General features: G+C 70.7%; 12 protein-coding genes. 3 read left to right on the top strand and 9 right to left on the bottom strand.

What is annotated here, in order from left to right; all coding sequences use genetic code 11:
• Nucleotides 1–44: 44 nt before the first annotated feature.
• From D2L64_RS15315 to D2L64_RS15300, 4 genes are all read right to left on the bottom strand, one after another.
• Nucleotides 45–974 (bottom strand): oxidoreductase, encoded by a 930-nt coding sequence (locus D2L64_RS15315; RefSeq protein WP_119577045.1) that lies wholly within the window; start codon nt 972–974, stop codon nt 45–47.
• Nucleotides 975–1,062: 88 nt separating this feature from the next.
• Nucleotides 1,063–2,691 (bottom strand): isovaleryl-CoA dehydrogenase, encoded by a 1,629-nt coding sequence (locus tag D2L64_RS15310; protein ID WP_119577042.1) that lies wholly within the window; start codon nt 2,689–2,691, stop codon nt 1,063–1,065.
• A gap of 45 nt (nt 2,692–2,736) precedes the next feature.
• Complete coding sequence (locus tag D2L64_RS15305) at nt 2,737–3,576, bottom strand: bifunctional helix-turn-helix transcriptional regulator/GNAT family N-acetyltransferase (RefSeq protein ID WP_233558965.1); 840 nt, start codon at nt 3,574–3,576, stop codon at nt 2,737–2,739.
• 60 nt (nt 3,577–3,636) lie between these two features.
• Nucleotides 3,637–3,846: a hypothetical protein gene (locus tag D2L64_RS15300; protein WP_119577036.1), complete on the bottom strand. Its 210-nt coding sequence runs from the start codon at nt 3,844–3,846 to the stop codon at nt 3,637–3,639.
• Nucleotides 3,847–4,332: 486 nt separating this feature from the next.
• On the opposite strand from D2L64_RS15300, the gene D2L64_RS15295 reads away from it, so the two are divergent.
• The 3 genes from D2L64_RS15295 (at nt 4,333) to D2L64_RS15285 (ending at nt 10,619) form a co-directional block, all read left to right on the top strand.
• Nucleotides 4,333–5,724 carry a glycoside hydrolase family 43 protein gene (locus D2L64_RS15295; protein WP_119577033.1) on the top strand — a complete coding sequence of 464 codons (1,392 nt, stop codon included), beginning with the start codon at nt 4,333–4,335 and terminating at the stop codon, nt 5,722–5,724.
• A gap of 244 nt (nt 5,725–5,968) precedes the next feature.
• Nucleotides 5,969–8,710 carry a beta-L-arabinofuranosidase domain-containing protein gene (locus D2L64_RS15290; RefSeq protein WP_119577030.1) on the top strand — a complete coding sequence of 914 codons (2,742 nt, stop codon included), beginning with the start codon at nt 5,969–5,971 and terminating at the stop codon, nt 8,708–8,710.
• Nucleotides 8,711–9,248: 538 nt separating this feature from the next.
• A complete protein-coding gene (locus D2L64_RS15285) occupies nt 9,249–10,619 on the top strand; it encodes an endo-1,4-beta-xylanase (RefSeq protein ID WP_119577027.1) in 1,371 nt (456 codons plus the stop codon).
• A gap of 108 nt (nt 10,620–10,727) precedes the next feature.
• Here the strand turns inward: D2L64_RS15285 and D2L64_RS15280 are convergent, their stop codons facing one another.
• From D2L64_RS15280 to D2L64_RS15260, 5 genes are all read right to left on the bottom strand, one after another.
• Nucleotides 10,728–11,717 carry a LacI family DNA-binding transcriptional regulator gene (locus D2L64_RS15280; RefSeq protein ID WP_199714540.1) on the bottom strand — a complete coding sequence of 330 codons (990 nt, stop codon included), beginning with the start codon at nt 11,715–11,717 and terminating at the stop codon, nt 10,728–10,730.
• Nucleotides 11,718–12,197: 480 nt separating this feature from the next.
• Nucleotides 12,198–14,288 carry a family 43 glycosylhydrolase gene (locus tag D2L64_RS15275; RefSeq protein WP_119577024.1) on the bottom strand — a complete coding sequence of 697 codons (2,091 nt, stop codon included), beginning with the start codon at nt 14,286–14,288 and terminating at the stop codon, nt 12,198–12,200.
• Between the two features lie 411 nt (nt 14,289–14,699).
• Complete coding sequence (araA, locus tag D2L64_RS15270) at nt 14,700–16,202, bottom strand: L-arabinose isomerase (RefSeq protein WP_119577021.1); 1,503 nt, start codon at nt 16,200–16,202, stop codon at nt 14,700–14,702.
• A gap of 27 nt (nt 16,203–16,229) precedes the next feature.
• Nucleotides 16,230–17,219 (bottom strand): galactofuranose ABC transporter, permease protein YjfF, encoded by a 990-nt coding sequence (gene yjfF, locus D2L64_RS15265; RefSeq protein WP_119577018.1) that lies wholly within the window; start codon nt 17,217–17,219, stop codon nt 16,230–16,232.
• Entirely contained in the window at nt 17,216–18,214 is a 999-nt protein-coding gene (locus D2L64_RS15260; RefSeq protein WP_407663108.1) for an ABC transporter permease, read from the bottom strand. Before D2L64_RS15260 ends, yjfF begins: the two co-directional genes overlap by 4 nt.
• Nucleotides 18,215–18,258: the final 44 nt, after the last annotated feature.

The raw sequence follows: 18,258 nt of genomic DNA, 5'->3' as shown, positions 1-18,258 counted from the left end.
CCCCGGTGCCCCGACCCATCGCGGCCGGGGCACCGGTGCGTCGCTCAGCCGCCCTCGACGGGCGCCAGGCTGATCGGCACGCCGGTCAGCCGTTCGCTCTCGGCCCACAACCGGCCGGCGACGTCCGCGTCGAGGGCCCGGGGGGCGCGGCCGGCGGGTACCGGCGGGCCGGCGTTCTCCATCCGGTGCGCCGGCCCCCAGTAGCTGCCGCTGTCGGCGTCGGGGTCGGTCGCCGCGCGCAGCGTCGGCAGCACCCCCTGCTCCAGCGGCATCGCGACGTACCGACCGATCGCGTTGACCACGGTGACGAAGCGGTCCCGTCCCTGGCTCTCCCCGGTGTACGTCCACCCGGGGTGCGCGGCGGTGACCCGCAACGCCGCGCCGGCCCCGGTGAGCCGGCGGTGCAGTTCCAGGACGAACAGCAGGACCGCCAGTTTGCTCTGCGAGTAGGCGCCGAACCGGGAGTAGCGCCGCCGTTCCCAGTTGAGGTCGTCGAAGTCGATCCGCCCGGTGCGGTAGGCGTTGCTGGCCACCGCGACGACCCGCGCCCCCTCGGTGGCCAGCAGCATCGGCAGCAGCCGGCCGGTGAGCGCGAAGTGACCGAGGTGGTTGGTGCCGAACTGCAGCTCGAAGCCCTGCCGGGTGCGCCGCAGCGGTGGATACATCACCCCGGCGTTGTTGATCAGCAGGTCGAGCTGGTCGTACTCGGCCCGGTAGGCGGTGGCGAAGGCGGCGACCGAGTCCAGGTCGGCCAGGTCGAGCGGAAGGCAGCGCACCTCGCCGTCCGGGTGCCGCTGCCGGATGTCCCCGGCGGCGGCCTCGCCCTTGGCCAGGTCCCGGCAGGCCAGCACCACCCGGGCACCGCGGCCGACCAGGGCGCGCGCGGTTTCCCGACCGAGCCCGCTGTTGGCCCCGGTGACGATCACCGTACGCCCACGCTGGTCGGGAATGTTCTCGTACGTCCAGTGCTGCATCCGTCACTCCATCGTCAGGCCGGGGATCGTGGCGCGAGAGCGCTCCTCGAAGGGCACATTCTGTCCAAGCTCCGAAGTGGACCGGCGGTCAGGCCGGCTGCGGGGTGGACCGGTCGAGGATGGCGGCGAAGTCGACCCCGGCCGGCAGGGTGCCGTACGCCTGGCCCCGGTCGTCGCCGAGCCGGGAGGCGCAGAAGGCGTCGGCCACGGCCGGAGGCCCGTGCCGTACCAGCAACGCACCCTGCAACACCAGGGCCAGCTGTTCGACCAGCCGTCGGGCCCGTACCTCCAGGTCGGTCTGGTCGGCCAGGGCGGTGTCGAGCCGGCGCACCGCGGCGTCCAGGCGCCGGTCGGCGCCGGCCGCCGCGCCCACCTCGGCACGGAACGCCGCCGCCACCTCGGGTCGGCCGGCGAGGGCCCGCAGCACGTCCAGCGCGGCCACGTTGCCGGATCCCTCCCAGATCGAGTTCAGCGGTGACTCGCGGAACAGCCGCGGCATCCCGGACTCCTCGACGTAGCCGTTGCCGCCCAGGCATTCCAGCGCCTCGGCGGCGTGCCCCGGCCAGCGTTTGCAGACCCAGTACTTGCCGACGGCCAGGGCGAGGCGCTTGAACGCCGCCTCCGCCGCGTCGCCCCGGGCCGCCCGGTCGGTCGCGCCGGCGAGCCGCAGCATCAGAGTCGTCGCCGCCTCGGACTCCACCGCCAGGTCGGCCAGGACGTTACGCATCAGCGGCTGGTCGGCCAGGCGGCGGCCGAAGGCCCGCCGGTGCGCGGCGTGGTGCGCGGCGGTGATCAGACCCTGCCGCATGCCGGCCGCGGCGCCGATCACGCAGTCGAGGCGGGTCAGGTTGACCATGTCGATGATGGTGGGTACGCCCCGGCCCTCCGCGCCCACCCGCCAGGCGACCGCGTCGTCGTACTCGACCTCGCCGGAGGCGTTGGACCGGTTGCCGAGCTTGTCCTTCAGCCGCATCAGCCGCATCCCGTTGCGGGCGCCGTCGGGCAGCACGCGCGGGACCAGGAAACAGGTGAGTCCATCCGGCGCCTGCGCGAGGGTGAGGAACAGGTCGGACATCGGCGCGGAGGTGAACCACTTGTGCCCGACCAGCCGGTAGCCGCCGTCGGCCTGCGGCCGGGCGACGGTGGTGTTGGCCCGGACGTCGGAGCCGCCCTGCTTCTCCGTCATCGACATGCCCGCCAGCAGGCCCCGCTTGGTCTGCGGTGCCCGCAGCCCGAAGTCGTACGTCGTGGCGGTCAGCAGCGGCTCGTAGCGCGCGGCCAGCTCCGGGGCGTGCCGCAGGGCGGGCACCGCCGCGTAGGTCATCGAGATCGGGCAGCCGTGTCCGGCGTCGGGCCGCCAGGTGTAGAACTTGGCGGCCCGGGCGACGTGCGCGCCGACCCGGTCGTCCGCCCAGGGCGCGGCGTGCAGGCCGTGCGCCACGGCGGTACGCATCAGCTCGTGCCAGGCGGGGTGGAACTGCACCTCGTCGACGCGGTTGCCGTAGCGGTCGTGGGTACGCAGCACCGGCGGGTACTCGTTGGCCAGTCGACCGTGCTCGATCGCCGCTTCGGTGCCGGCGAGCCGGCCGAGCGCGCGCACCTGCGCGGTGGCCCAGCCGGCGCCCTCGCGGGTGAGCCCGTCCAGCAGCGCCGGGTCGTCGGCGAGGTCGTGGCCGACCAGCGGGGGTACCTGGTTGAACACCTCGTGCGTGGTCATCGGGACTCCCCCGGCTCCGTCTTCCGAAGATGGACCATCGCGCCATCATTCAGTTCTGGTCGGTGGCGCGTCCAGCCGCTTGGCGAACCAGTGGTGGGCGTACGGGTTCGCGTTGTAGCGCGGGATCTCGTGGTAGCCCGCGCTGCGGTAGAGCCGGATCGCCTCGGTGAGGCTGCGGTTGGTGTCGAGGCGGACCGTCTCGGCTCCCGCTGCCCGCGCTCGCTGTTCCAGCTCGCCGAGCAGCCGCCGGCCGACGCCGAGGCCGCGTACCGACCGGGACACCCAGAGGCGTTTGATCTCGGCGGGTTCGTCCGGAGCCAGCCGCAGCGCGCCGCAACCCACCGCCTCGGCGGCGAGGGTGGCGACCAGGAACAGGCCGGTCTCGCCGTCGTCGCCGGGGGCCAACTCGAAGCCGGTCTCGAAGCGTTCGGCCAGCTCGCCCGCGTACGCCCGCAGGCAGGCCCGGGCCCGCGGATCGGTCGGCGGGCAGGGCTCCACGCCGACCAGCGAGGCCATCAAGAGCCGCTGCACCTGCGCCATCGCGGCGGTGAGTCGGCCGCGCTGACCGTCGGTGAGCGGCGCGAGCATCGACCAGGCCAGCGCGTCGGATTCCCGGTCGAGCAGGGCCCACTCGGCGTGGCCGGCCTCGGTCAGCCGGGCGGCGCGCACCCGACCGTCGCCGTCGGCCGGACCCACCACGACCAGGCCCGCGCCTTCCAGGGCGCGCAGCAGCCGGCTGAGGTACCCGGTGTCGAGGTCCAGCCGGGCCCGCAGGGCGGCGACCTCGGCACCGGCCGGGCCGATCTCCCACAGCAGCCGCGACTGGGCCAGCGGCCGGTCGCGGGCGAGATAGCCGTCGTCCAGCGCGCCGACACGCTGGGTCACCGTGCGATTGAACCGCCGCACCACGTCAACCAGATCCCGATCCACGATTGCTGACCTTAGTCAGCCTTTACCTCCTCCGGTAGGGGCCCCCCGAAGGGCGGCCGACGCCGCCGCGGCGGCCCCGACCAGCACACCGGCGCAGCCGTACGGCACCGCGGCGGCCGATCCCACCTCGGCGAGCGCACCGAGCGCGTTGCCGGTGACCACCAGCGGCAGGCTCTGCACCAGCACGAGCAGCAGGACCCGGGGCAGGGTGATGGCGGTGATCACCAGGGCGGCCAGCCGGCCGCCGAGCCGCGCCGGTGCGGCGCCCGTTGTCCGTGCCGGTGTGACGCCCGGCGGGCGTCATCCGGTCGGCACTGTCCGGCCTCGACCGGGTCGAAGGTCAAGTCGTCACCGCGGCGTGACGGTTTCCGGGTCGTGTCATGTCGAGACGGGAGGGTTGCGTACCTGTTAACTGGGCCGGTATGTTAGCGATAACATTCATCGGTACGCATGACGTAGGTCCGGCTCCGGTGCCATGGAGACGGGCGACGGCCGGCTGACACGCGGGCAGCACACAATGCCACGCCCGCAGCGCCGACGATCGCCCACCGCTCCACCGTCCCCCGGCCCCCGCCGGTCGGCACCTGAGCACCCACGACAGGCGTCCGCGCGCAGACGTTTCCACGTCCACCACCGCCGGCACCCCCGGACCGCCCCAGCCCCGGACACGCCGGAACCACACCCGTTCCCCCGCCAGAAAGGCCCACCCCCATGGCCTTGAGCCGACGAGCATTCACCCTGGGAGCGCTGGCCAGCGCCGGACTCACCGCGACCGGGCTGGCGATCAGCCCACGGCCCGCCTCGGCAGCCACCTACACCGCGTACCTGAACACCTACTTCACCGAGTCGCCGAACCAGTCGGCGGCCAACTACGGCCTGCACCTCGCGGTCAGCCGGGACGGTCTGAACTGGAGCCCGCTGAACCAGAACAATCCGGTCGTCACCCCGACCGCCGGTGACCTGGGACTGCGCGACCCGTACATCCACCGCAAGCAGGACGGCACGTTCGTGGTGGTCGCCACCGACCTGTTCGGGCTGAACTTCGGCCGCAACAGCCAGTACCTGCACGTGTGGGACTCGGTGGACCTGACCAGCTTCACCGGGTACCGCCGGATCCAGATGCACACCTACAGCAATGTGCACACCTGGGCGCCGACCGTGTTCTGGGACGCCGCCCGCGGCCAGTACGGCATCGTCTACTCGGCCAACACCACCACGGACCTGTTCCTGGTCAACTACACCAGCGACTTCCGCACCGTGAGCGCCCCGCAGACCTACTTCAGCCCGGGTTTCCCGGTCCTCGACGCCGACATCCGGGTCAGCGGCGGCGTGACGTACATGTTCTACAAGAACCTGGCCAACGGAAACCTGTACGGCGCGCGTTCCAGCACCGGAGCCCCGAACAGCTTCACCACCTACACCAGCGGCCTGCGGCAGGGCACCGCCATCGAGGGCGCGCACCTGGTGCCGCGCAACGACGGCACCGGGTGGTGGCTGTGGGGTGACTCGTTCGGCCCGATCAACAACGACATGTACCTCTGGTCGACGAGCAACGTCGGCGGCAACTCGTGGACGGTGGCGAACCAGCGCGACTACACCCCGCCGCTGAACTCGAAGCACGGGTCGATCGTCGGTATCACCGAGGCCGAGTACAACGCGGCGGTCAGCCGCTGGGGCCTGCCGAACTGGGTACGGCTGAAGTCGTCCAACTTCCCGGACTACTTCGTCCGGCACTCCAACCGCGCGATCCGCATCGACCCGTACCCGTTCGACCCGCACCGGGACCAGATGTGGCGGATGGTGCCCGGGCTCGCCGACCCGGCCGGAGTGTCGTTCGAGTCGGTGAACGTGCCCGGCAGCTTCCTGCGGCACAGCGGCTACGTGGCCCGGTTGGACCCCAACGACAACAGCGCCACCTTCCGCGCCGACGCCACCTTCTACCGCACCGCCGGGCTGGCCGACAGTTCCTGGTCGTCGTTCCGGTCGTACAACTTCCCCACGTACTACCTGCGGCATGCCGGGTACGTGCTGCGCATCGACCCGCTCAGCGCATCCTCCGCCGCCGCCGACCGGCAGGACGCCACCTTCCGCGTCACCTCGTAACGGTCCACCCGGTCGGGGCGCGCGTCGCCCCGGCCGACCCCGGGCGGGCGGCGGTCACACCGCCCGCCCGGTCCGCCGTACCTCCACCCCGCGTGGCAGCACCCGTCCCCCCGGTGCCACGCCGCCGGGGCGGGTGGTCCCGGTGCGCGGTCGTGCCCCCCACCGGTGACGCAGCCGGCCCACCACGACCGAGGGACCGCCCGCCCCGGCCTTCCGCCCACCACCAGACAGCCCGGAGGCCGTCATGCCCCACCCGTCGCTCAACCGTCGACACGTGCTCCAGGCCGCCGGCGCGGCCGCACTGGCCACCACGGTCGGATCCGCGCTGCGCGGCGGCCCCGCCGCCGCGGCGATCCCGCCGGCCCGGCCCGACATCGGCGTGTCCGCGTACGCGTTCGAGCTGGGCCAGGTACGGCTGACCGCCAGTCGCTGGTTGGACAACCAGAATCGCACCCTGAACTACCTGCGCTTCGTCGACGTGGACCGGCTGCTCTACAACTTCCGCGCCAACCACCGGCTCTCCACCGGGGGCGCCGCGGCGCTCGGCGGCTGGGAGGCGCCCAGCTTCCCGTTCCGCACCCACTCCCAGGGGCACTTCCTGACCGCCTGGTCGCACATGTGGGCGGTGCTGGGCGACACCACGTGCCGGGACAAGGCCAACCACATGGTGGCCGAGTTGGCCAAGTGCCAGGCCAACAACGCCGCCGCCGGATTCAACACCGGCTACCTGTGTGGCTATCCCGAGTCCGACTTCACCGCCGTGGAGGCCCGCACCCTGAACAACGGCAACGTGCCGTACTACACCATCCACAAGACGCTGGTCGGGCTGCTGGACGTGTGGCGGCACATCGGCAACACCGAGGCCCGTGACGTCCTGCTGGCGCTCGCCGGTTGGGTCGACTGGCGTACCGGCCGGCTCACCTCGGCCCAGATGCAGTCCATGCTCGGCACCGAGTTCGGCGGAATGAACGCCGTACTGACCGACCTGTACCAGCAGACCGGCGACGCCCGCTGGTTGACCGCCGCCCAGCGGTTCGACCACGCCGCCGTGTTCAACCCGCTCGCCAGCAACACCGACCAGCTCAACGGCCTGCACGCCAACACGCAGATCCCGAAGTGGATCGGTGCGGCCCGCGAGTTCAAGGCCACCGGCACCACCCGCTACCGCGACATCGCCAGCAACGCCTGGAACCTCACCGTCAACACCCGGACGTACGCCATCGGCGGTAACAGCCAGGCCGAGCACTTCCGGGCGCCCAACGCGATCTCCGGGTACCTGCGCAACGACACCTGCGAGCACTGCAACACCCACAACATGCTCCGGCTCACCCGGGAGTTGTGGCTGCTCGACCCGAACCGGGTCGCCTACTTCGACTTCTACGAGCGCGCCCTGCTCAACCACCTGATCGGCGCGCAGAACCCGGCCGACAACCATGGCCACATCACCTACTTCACCCCGCTGCAGCCGGGTGGCCGGCGCGGCGTGGGACCGGCCTGGGGCGGCGGCACCTGGAGTACGGACTACAACTCCTTCTGGTGCTGCCAGGGCACCGGACTGGAGAGCAACACGACGTTGATGGACTCGATCTACTTCCACAACGGCAGCACCCTGACGGTCAACCTGTTCATGCCGTCGGTGTTGAACTGGTCGCAACGCGGGATCACGGTGACCCAGTCCACCACCTTCCCGGCCGGCGACACCAGCACGATCACCGTCACCGGCAGTGTCGCCGGCTCGTGGACGATGCGCATCCGCATCCCGGGCTGGACCCAGGGCGCCACGGTCAGCGTCAACGGCGCGGTGCAGAACATCGCCGCCAACCCGGGCACGTACGCCGCCCTCACCCGTTCCTGGGCCTCCGGTGACACGGTGACCGTACGGCTGCCGATGCGGGTGGTCGTGGAGCCGGCCAACGACAACTCGAACGTGGTGGCGCTGCGGTACGGCCCGGCGGTGCTCTCCGGCAACTACGGCAACACCGCCCTGTCGGCGCTGCCCGCGCTGGCCACCGCGTCGGTCACCCGGACCAGCACCTCGGCGTTGACGTTCACCGCCACCGCCAACGGCGCCCAGGTCAACCTGATCCCGTTCTACGACGCGCACGGCCACAACTACACGGTCTACTGGGGCGCCGGTGGCCCGTCGACGGCGACCGGGGCCACCTTCCGGCTGGTCAACGCCGCCAGCGGGCTGGTGCTCGGGATCGAGAACATGTCCACCGCCGACGGCGCACCGGCGTTGCAGTGGGCCGACAACGGCACCCTGGACCACGACTGGCAGCTGGTGGTCGACGGCGCCGCGCTGCGGTTCCGCAACGCCAACAGCGGCAAGGTACTCGGCGTGCAGAACATGTCGACCGCCGACAACGCCCAGGTCCTGCAGTGGTCCGACACCGGCACGGCCGACCACCGGTGGACCGTCGTCGACGTCGGCGACGGTTCACACAAGATCCGTAACGGCAACAGCGGCAAGCTGCTCGGCGTGCTCAACGGTTCGACCGCCCAGGGCGCGCGGGTGGTGCAGGACCCGGACAACGGCACGCTGGACAACCAGTGGCGGTTCGTACCCAACGGGGCGCGCCGGATCCAGAACCTGGCCACCGGCCTCGTGCTCGGGGTGCAGAACATGTCCACCGCCGACGGCGGCCTGGTGATCCAGTGGGGTGACACCGGCACCGCCGACCACCTCTGGACCGCGATCGTGGACAGCGGCGGCTACCTGCGGCTACGCAACTCCCACAGCGGCAAGGTGCTGGGCGTGGAGAACGGCGGCAGCGCCAACGGCGCCCGGGTCGTCCAGTGGGCGGACAACGGGTCGGCCTCGAACCGCTGGCGGCTGCGCTACGGCGCCAACGGATACTTCCGGATCCAGTCCGCCAACGGCGGCCGGGTGCTCGGCGTGCTGAACGCCTCGTCGAGCCAGGGCACCCAGATCGTCCTCTGGGACGACAGCGGCGCCGGCGACCACCGCTGGCGCTTCATCTGACCACCCGCTGACGCGCGGCCCGAGCCCTCGGCTCGGGCCGCGCGTCTGCGCGGCCGGTCCCCTGCCCGCTCTCCGCTCGACCGGGAGTGGGCGGACCCACGGCGGCCGCATCGGATCCATGGCCGTCATCAGATCCATGACTGTCATCGGATCCATGGCCGTCACTTGAGAGTGTTATCGATAACATGCTAACTTCGGGCAAGGAGTTACGGGCACAACTCCGTTCACCGAGGTTGCCGGCCGTCAGGCCGAGGCGGGCCGTCCGCCGTTGCGCCGATCATCGGCGACCTGTCCGGGTCCACATCCGTCAGGCGCCGCGCGCTGACATTCCGCGCGGGTGGGGCCACCTCGACGGTACGCAGCACCGATTCGTCTCGTGGCAGCCGGCTGTCACGACGGGTCGACAACTCTTCGCTCGTTCCGGCACCGACGCGTGTCTGCGCCTCGGCGCGGCCCCGTCGCGCCCGGACCGGGCTCGTCGTCCGTCCCGCAACGTGTCGTACCACCACCGCACCACCACCACGGAAAGGTTCCGGCCATGGACCTCAGATCCCGTAACGGCGGCTCGTCGCGGCTTCGTCCGCGTACCGTCCTGCTGGCACTCGCGGCGGGTGCCGCGCTGCTCGCGCCGACGGCGCTGGTCGTTCCCGCCGCCAACGCCGCCGCCACCACGTTGGGCGCCGCGGCGGCCCAGAGCGGGCGCTACTTCGGCGCCGCCACCAGCTCGTTCATGTTCTCCAACAGTCAGCACACCACGATCCTGAACCGTGAGTTCAACTCGATCGTGGCCGAGAACGAGATGAAGTGGGACGCCACCGAGCCCCAGCAGAACGTCTTCAACTTCACCGGCGCCGACCGGCTGGTGGCGCACGCCCGCGCCAACGGCATGTCGGTACGCGGACACGCCCTGGTCTGGCATGCCCAGCAGCCCGGATGGGCGCAGAACCTCTCGGGTACGGCGTTGCGCAACGCCATGATCAACCACATCAACCGGGTCGCCGGCCACTTCCGGGGTCAGATCCACTCCTGGGACGTGGTGAACGAGGCGTTCGCCGACGGTGGCGGCGGCGGGCGGCGGGACTCGAACCTGCAGCGCACCGGCAACGACTGGATCGAGGTGGCGTTCCGTACCGCCCGCACGGCCGACCCGAACGCCAAGCTCTGCTACAACGACTACAACACCGACGGGATCAACGCGAAGTCGACCGGCATCTACAACATGGTGCGTGACTTCAAGGCGCGTGGGGTGCCGATCGACTGCGTCGGCTTCCAGTCCCACCTGGGTACCACGCTGTCCAGCGACTACCAGGCCAACCTGCAGCGCTTCGCCGACCTGGGCGTGGACGTGCAGATCACCGAGTTGGACGTCGCCCAGGGCTCCAGCCAGGCCAGCATCTACGAGCGGGTGACCCGGGCCTGCCTCGCGGTGGCCCGCTGCAACGGCATCACGGTCTGGGGCGTGCGGGACAACGACTCGTGGCGGCGCGGGGAGAACCCGCTGTTGTTCGACGCCAACGGCAACAAGAAGGCCGCGTACAACTCGGTGCTCAACGCACTGAACAGCGTCTCCGGGCCGACCAACCCGCCACCGACCACCACCCCGCCGCCGCCCGGTGGGGCCGGCTGCAGCGCCTCGGTGTCGCTGAACACGTGGAACGGCGGCTTCGTCGCCACGGTGCGGGTCACCGCCGGTAACGCCGCGATCCGTGGCTGGACGGTACGGATCACGCTGCCCGGCGGCACCGCGGTCACCGGCACCTGGAACGCCCAGGCCGGCGGCAGCACCGGCACGGTGAACTTCGGCAACGTCAGCTACAACGGCCAGGTCGGCGCGGGCGGCAGCACCGAGTTCGGCTTCCAGGGCACCGGCGCCGCCCCGTCCGGCACGCCCACCTGCACCGCGACCTGACCCGCACCACCCCGGAACAGGTTGATCAGGAGGTTCTGGTCGGGACCGGAGCGTTCCTCGACCAGAACCTCCTGATCAACACCGCGCTTGGGCGCGCCGGGTCGGGGGTCAGCGGCGCGGGGGTTTGCCGACGCTCTGGCGAGCGACCAGGGACGGGGCGATCGTCTCCCGCAGTGCGCCGCCGCTGTCCGTCTCGATCTGCGCCAGCAACATCTCCAGGCTGGCCCGGGCGACCGCGTCGAAGTCGGGCCGCACGGTGGTCAGCGGCGGGATGAAGTACGCCGCCTCCGGCACGTCGTCGAAGCCGACCACGCTGATGTCGTCGGGCACCCGGCGGCCGTGTTCGTGCAGCGCCCGCAGCACCCCGAGGGCGAGGTGGTCGTTGGCGGTGAAGACCGCGGTGACGTCGGGCATCCGGGCCAGCATCTGCCCGCAGCGGTAGCCGGCCGCGGCCGACCAGTCCGCGGGCACCAGCGGCGGAATCTCCGCACCCGCGGCGAGCAACGCCGCGCGCCAACCCTCTATGCGGCCCGCGCTGTCGAACCAGTCGGACGGCCCGGAGACGTGCCAGACCGTACGGTGGCCGGCGTCGAGCAGGTGCTGGGTGGCGGCCCGGGCCCCGGCGGCCTGGTCGACGGTCACCAGCGGCATCGGCCGGCGCGGGTCTCCGTCGACGGTGACCAGTGGCACCTCCTTCGGCAGGTGCTCCAGCGCCTCGCCCGCCGACTCCACCGGGGCGATCACCACGATGCCGGCGACCCGGTGGGCCAGGTGCCGCTCGACCACCGCCGAGATGGACCGATGGTCGAGGTCCCGCACGCTGCCGACGCTGACGGCGAAGCCGGCCTCGGCGGCGGTCTGTTCGAGGGCGGCGAGCAGCGACGCCGGCCCGTAGAGGGTGGTGTTCTGCGCGACCACGCCGATCACCTGGGAACGCCCGGTGACCAACGCCCGGGCCGCTCGATTGGGCCGGTAGCCCAGTTCGGCGATTGCCGCCTGGACTCGCAGCCGGGTCTGTTCCCGCACGTTGGGGTGGCCGTTGAGCACTCGCGAAACCGTCTGGTGGGAGACGCCAGCGAGGCGAGCCACGTCCGTCATCGCAGGATCGCGTACGGCCATCTCACACTCCCGCATGCCCGTGGGTCGCCGCGGCCCGTCGACGTTGACCGGAGCGGCTTGAATTCACGATCCCTCTCGCGGCGCCCACGCCGGCCCGTGCCCGCCGGGGTGGCGCTAGATCACGCACAGTCTACGCCAGCGACGAGATCGATCGCTGGCAGGTCAGGCGGGTGTGGCGGATACCGGTCACCGACGACGGGCGGCCGGCCCGGCCGGGCCGGGCCGGGATCGACGCCGGATGATCGGTACACCTCGGGCGGAGCCGCCGCCCCGCGCGACGGGCCCGGGCCGCATCCCCGACCGGGGTGCGACGCGGGCCCGCGCGACGTGCGCGGGTGGCGCCCGCCCATCATCGGGCGCCACCCGCGGGTCACCGGTGTCCGGTGACCTTCCTCCCGGTGGGCGGCGCTGCCGGAGGAGAGCGCCGCACCCGTTCCGAGGGCCGCCTGTGCACCGAGGTCACGGCGTGGCCAGCTCGAAACGTCGCACGGTCACCGCGCCGCCCAGTGCCTGGGTGGCGTGGTTGAAGATGGCGAACCGGTATCCCATGAAGAACGTCCAGTTGTTGTTCAGCGTCAGGGCGTTGCCCAGCGAGACGAAGTTGACCCCGTCGGTGCTGTACGAGAAGCGTGCCTGCCGGCCCGATCCAGGTCGGATGTCGGCGTTGGCGCGCAGCCAGATCCGGCCGCCGGAGACCGCAGCACTGGCGATCTCGCTGCCCGTGCTGCTGGTGTCCCAGTTGCTGTTCATGTTCAGCCCGTTGGTCATCACGACCCGGGTCGCCCCGTTGTCGCGTCTGACCCCGATCCAGGCGGAGACGTCGCGCAGCATGGCCAGGCCGGTGCGGTCACCGTCGCGCATGGTCGAGTAGTCCAGCTCCACGGTCGCTGTGGAGGTCGGCCCCTGGATGCGGTGGGTGATCGTGTTGCGGGCCCGGTAGAGGTCGTTGGTCACGGTGGCGGTCTGCAGGCGCAGGCCGTTGTTCACCGACCAGCGGCTGTTGTCCGGGTTGTGGTTCCACTCCCACTGCGGGCCGAGGGTGGTACCGGCGAAGGTGTCCACGCCGGTGAGCGGCTTGACCGGGCGCAGCGGCAGCGGGTTGGGGTAGTTCACTCCCCAGGCGCCGTTGACCGTCTGCACCTGCGGCCACCCGTCGGCGGTCCAGGTGATCGGCGCCAGGGTCGGCATCCGGCCGCCCGGGTACGCGTCGGTGAAGGCCATGTAGTACCAGGAGCCGTTGGGCAGCTGGACCAGGCCGCCCTGGTGGGGCACCCCGCCGCCGGAGATCGGGCCCTGCATGTTGAGCAGCACCTGGCGCTGCTCGTACGGACCGAACGGGCCGTTGGTGGACTTCAACACGTACTGGCCGTTGGCGGGTCGGGTCAGCCAGATGTAGTAGGCGCCGTTGCGCTTGTAGAAGCGGGCTCCTTCGAGGGTGCCGATGCTCGACGGGGTCTGGTAGACCTGCTGGGACCGGACCTGGCTGCGCCCGTCGGCGGAGAGCTGCGCGACGCTGATCGTGCCGTTGCCGTACGCCACGTACATGGTGTCGTTGTCGTCGATCAGCATCCCCGCGTCGTAGTAGCAGTTGGGGATGGTGGCGTGCCGGCTCCAGGTGCCGTCGACGGCCGAGGCGGTGTAGATGTGGGTCTGGGAGAAGTCGATGCAGCCGGCCCAGTAGTACGTCCGGTTGCTCTGCCGGTAGGCCAGCGTGGAGGCCCAGATGCCGTCCACGTACGCCTGTTGTCCGGCGGGCAGGTCGTACTTGGTGCCGAAGTCCAGCCGGGGTACCGAGTGCCCGGCGAACTCCCAGTTCACCAGGTCGTAGGAGCGCAGGATCGGGGCTCCGGGCGAGTAGTGCATGGTGGAGGCGGTCATGTAGTAGACCTCGCCGACCCTGATCACCTCGACGTCCGCGAAGTCCTGCCAGACCACCGGGTTGGTGAAGGTCCCGCTCGGCGGCGGGTTGGTGCCACCACCGTCGACGCGGACGAGCTGCCACTGCTGGTTGGCGCCGTTCCAGTCGTCGTACTGGACGATGTTGCCGCCGTCGGCGGTGGAGGCGTTCTGCACCTCCACCACCTTGTTGCTGTTGCGGTTGATCAGCCGGACGTATCCGCCGTCCGAGTCCGCCAGCCGGAACTGCTGGTTGGTGCCGTTGCCGTCGCTCCACTGCACGATGGACGCGCCGTTGGCGGTGGAGAAGTTGTAGACGTCGAGCACCTTGCCCGAGTGCCGGGACTTCAGCCGGTAGTAGCCGCCGCCGGAGTCGACGAACTGCCACTGCTGCTGGTTACCGTTGTTGCGCGCCCACTGGGTGATCCGCGCGCCGTCGTTCGTGGCCAGGTTGTACACGTCCAACGCCTTGCCGCTGTTGCGGTTGAGCAGCACGTACCAGGCGTTGGTGTCCACCGTCGCCGCCGCAGCCGGTGTCGGTGCCACCGCCACCAACGTGCCACCCACCACCACCGCCGCCGCGGCGGCCACCACCCGTGACCACCAGCCGCGCCGATTCGACGCGGGCCACGAGACCTCGCCAATGGCAACCATGATCCTCCTTCCGGAACGAAGAGCCGTACGACCGGGGACGGTTTCTCCACTGCGGCGAGCGTCGTGGTGATCTTCAAACGACCGTGTGATCGCTAACATTCATCCGCTTGCCCGGGGGGATGAATGTGATCCACTGGTGGTGAAGTGACGCGAGCAGCCCGGCAAGCCACAGATATCGTCCGCCTTCACTGTCGACTGTGAGCGATAACACGCCGTTAGTCAAGACGTAACACAGCCGCTTCGAGGTCGGGCGCGGGGAGCGTGTCAGGGACACGGATGCCCGGCCGTCGTCGAGGCGACGGCCGGGCATCCGGCGCGGTCGTGCCGGCCACGACACCGACCTGGTGGCGGCCGTGGGCAGACGTGCCCGGTCACCCTCGGACGAGGGTCGACCCGGCAGGGCGGGCCGGCTCAGAAACCCCGGGCGAGCCGGTAGTAGGCCTGGTTCCAGCGCAGCTCGTCGGCGAAGCGACGGGGGGTGGTGTCCGCGTCGATGACGACGAGTTCGGTACGTGCCATCTCGGCGAGGTCGTGCAGCTCCTCCACCCCGACAGCCTGGGACAGCACGGTGTGGTGCGGTGCGCCCGCGGTGATCCACGCCTCGGCCGAGCCGGCCAGGTGCGGGCGGGGCCGCCAGACGGCGCGGGCCACCGGGAGCCGGGGCAGCGGCTGCGGCGGCGGCACCACGTCGACCTCGTTGGCGACCAGCCTGAACCGCTCACCCATGTCGGCCAGGCCGAGCACCACCGCCGGGCCGGGCTCGGCGTCGAAGACCAGCCGGACCGGGTCCTCCCGGCCGCCGATGCCCAGCGGGTGGATCTCCACGTTCGGCACGTCGGCGGCGATCGTCGGGCACACCTCGAGCATGTGCGCTCCGAGGATCAGCTCCTCGCCCGGCGTGAGGTCGTAGGTGTAGTCCTCCATGAAGGAGGTACCGCCCTGGGCGCCGGCCGACATCGCCTTGACGGTGTGCACCAGCACGGAGGTCTTCCAGTCCCCCTCGCCACCGAAGCCGTAGCCGTCGGCCATCAGCCGCTGCACCGCGATACCGGGCAGCTGGCGCAGTCCGCCCAGATCCTCGAAGTTGGTGGTGAAGGCACGGAACCCGCCGGCCTCCAGGAAGGTCCGCAGGCCCAGTTCGATCCGGGCGGCGTAGCGCAGCGAGTCGTGCCGGTCACCACCGGGTCGCAGTTCGGCGGCCACCCGGAAGGTGTCGTCGTACTCCTTGACCAGGTCGTCGATCTGCGCCTCGGCGACCTGGTCGACGGCCAGGACCAGGTCGTTGACGCCGTAGGTGTTGACCGAGACGCCGAAGCGCAGCTCCGCCTCCACCTTGTCGCCCTCGGTCACCGCGACGTCGCGCATGTTGTCGCCGAAGCGGGCCAGGCGCAGCGACCGCATCGCCGACCAGCCGATCGCCGCGCGGGTCCAGGCACCGACCCGGGCGGCGACCCGGGGGTCGGTGACGTGCCCGGCGACCGTCTTGCGGGCCACACCGAGGCGGGTCTGGATGAACCCGAACTCCCGGTCGCCGTGGGCGGCCTGGTTCAGGTTCATGAAGTCCATGTCGATCTCGCCCCACGGCAACTGGACGTTCGCCTGGGTGTGCAGGTGCAGCAGCGGCGTACGCAGCGCGTCCAGGCCGGTGATCCACATCTTGGCCGGCGAGAACGTGTGCATCCAGGCGATGACCCCGACCACACCCTGTACGGCGGCGTCCTGGCAGACCTTCAGGATGTCGGCGCTGGTGGTCAGGACGGGCTTCCAGACCACCCGGGCGGGGACGTGCGGCGAGTCGTCGAGCAGGGCGGCGATCTGCCGGGACTGCTCGGCCACCTGCCGGAGGGTGTCCTCGCCGTACATGGACTGGCTTCCGGTGAGGAACCAGACCTCGGGTTCAGCTTGTGCTGCCATGGGAGTTGCCTTCCGCGAGAGGGGCGGTCACTTGTAGCGGATGCCGATGAGGCGCTGGAACAGGATGAAGGCGAAGAGCAGGCCGCCGATCACGATCTTGGTCCACCAGGAGTTGAGGCTGCCGTCGAAGGTGATCAGGGTCTGGATCACGCCGAGCACCAGCACACCGAGCACGGTGCCGAAGATGTACCCGGCCCCGCCGGTGAGGACCGTCCCACCGATCACCACGGCCGCGATGACGTCGAGTTCCATGCCGATCGCGATCAGCGGCGCCCCGGAGAGGGTGTAGAAGGACAGCAGGATGCCGCCGATCGCCGAGCAGAGCCCGCTGATGGTGTAGACGGCGATGCGGGTCCGCCCCAGCGGCAGGCCCATCAGCAACGCCGACTGCGGGTTGCCGCCGATCGCGTACACGTTGCGCCCCAGGCGGGTGTAGGCCAGCACGTACGCGGCGACCAGGACCACCGCGAAGGCGATCAACACGCTGACCGAGACGAAGTTCCCGCGTGGATCCCCGATCCGGTACTGCGACATCGTGGTCCAGAAACCGTCGGTGATCGGGATCGACGCGCCGCTGATGAAGGTGCACATGCCGCGGGCGAAGAACATCCCGGCGAGGGTCACGATGAACGGTTGGATCTCGAAGAAGTGGATCGCGCAGCCCATCAGGAAGCCGAGGGTCGGCCCGATGAGCAGCGCGATGACCAGCACCAGCGGCGCCGGCAGGCCGGACTGGAGCAGCCATGCCGAGACCATCGCCGTCATCGCGACCACCGAACCGACGGACAGGTCGATTCCGCCGGTGAGGATCACGAAGGTCATCCCGACCGCGACCACGAGAAGGAAACCGTTGTCGATGAAGACGTTGAAGATGACCTGCACGTTGGAGAAAGCCCGGTACTGGGAGACACCGACGCCGTACATGACCAGCAGCAGGGCGAGGGTGACCAGCACCGGTACGTGCCGTCGGGGCAGTCGCGCCCAGCGCGGGCCGGCGGTCAGCGAGGTCGTGCTCACGCCGTCACCTCTTCCTTCTGCCGCTGCGGGGTCGGTGCCGACGGGGGTGGGTTACCGCGCCTGCGTCGGGCGAGCCGGGCCCGGAAGGCCGGTGCCTGGATCAGGCAGACGGCGATGACGACGACCGCCTTGAACAGCAGTGCCGTCTGCGGGGAGATGTTCATGGCGTACACCGTGGTGGTGAGGGTCTGGATGATCAGCGCGCCGAGGATGGTGCCGCTGAGGTAGAACCGGCCACCGGCCAGCGAGGTGCCGCCGATGACGACGGCGAGGATCGCGTCGAGTTCCACCCACAGGCCGGCGTTGTTGCCGTCGGCGCTGGAGACGTTCGCGGTCATCATGAAGCCGGCGATCGCCGCGCACACGGCGCTGACCACGTAGACGAGGAAGACCATCCGTCCTGAGCGGATACCGGCCAGCCGGCTGGCCTCGCGGTTGCCGCCCACCGACTCGATGATCATTCCGAGCGCGGTACGGCGGGTCAACGCCGCGACGAGCAGGGCGGCGCCCAGGGCGATGAAGATCGCCAGCGGCAGGGTCAGGAAGTGCCCCAGGCCGATGGCCCGGTACGGCCCGGAGTTGATGGTGATGATCTGGCCCTCGGTGACCAGTTGGGCCAGTCCGCGGCCGGCCACCATCAGGATCAGGGTGGCGATGATCGGTTGGATGCCGATCACGGAGACCAGCACACCGTTCCAGGCACCGAGCGCGAGCGCGGCACCGAGCGCCATGGCGAGCGCGGTGAAGACGGTGACCGGGTTGTTCTGGTCCGCCGCCTGGCTGATGTGCAGGCAGGCGATGGCCCCGCTGATGGCGCAGATCGAGCCGACGGACAGGTCGATGCCGCCGGTGGAGATGACCAGGGTCATGCCCAGCGCGACCAGGATCAGCGGGGCGCTCAGCCGGAGGATGTCGATCGGGGTGCCGTAGAGGTGACCGTTGTTGACCTCGACGGCCAGGAAGCCGGGGCGGTAGATCGTGTTCGCCGCCAGCATGACCACGAGGACGGCCACCGGCCAGAACAGCCGGTGACTCAGGG

The organism is Micromonospora radicis, assembly GCF_003583405.1.
GTDB classification, from domain to species: domain Bacteria; phylum Actinomycetota; class Actinomycetes; order Mycobacteriales; family Micromonosporaceae; genus Micromonospora; species Micromonospora radicis.
This window is presented reverse-complemented; position numbering and strand designations above follow the sequence as displayed.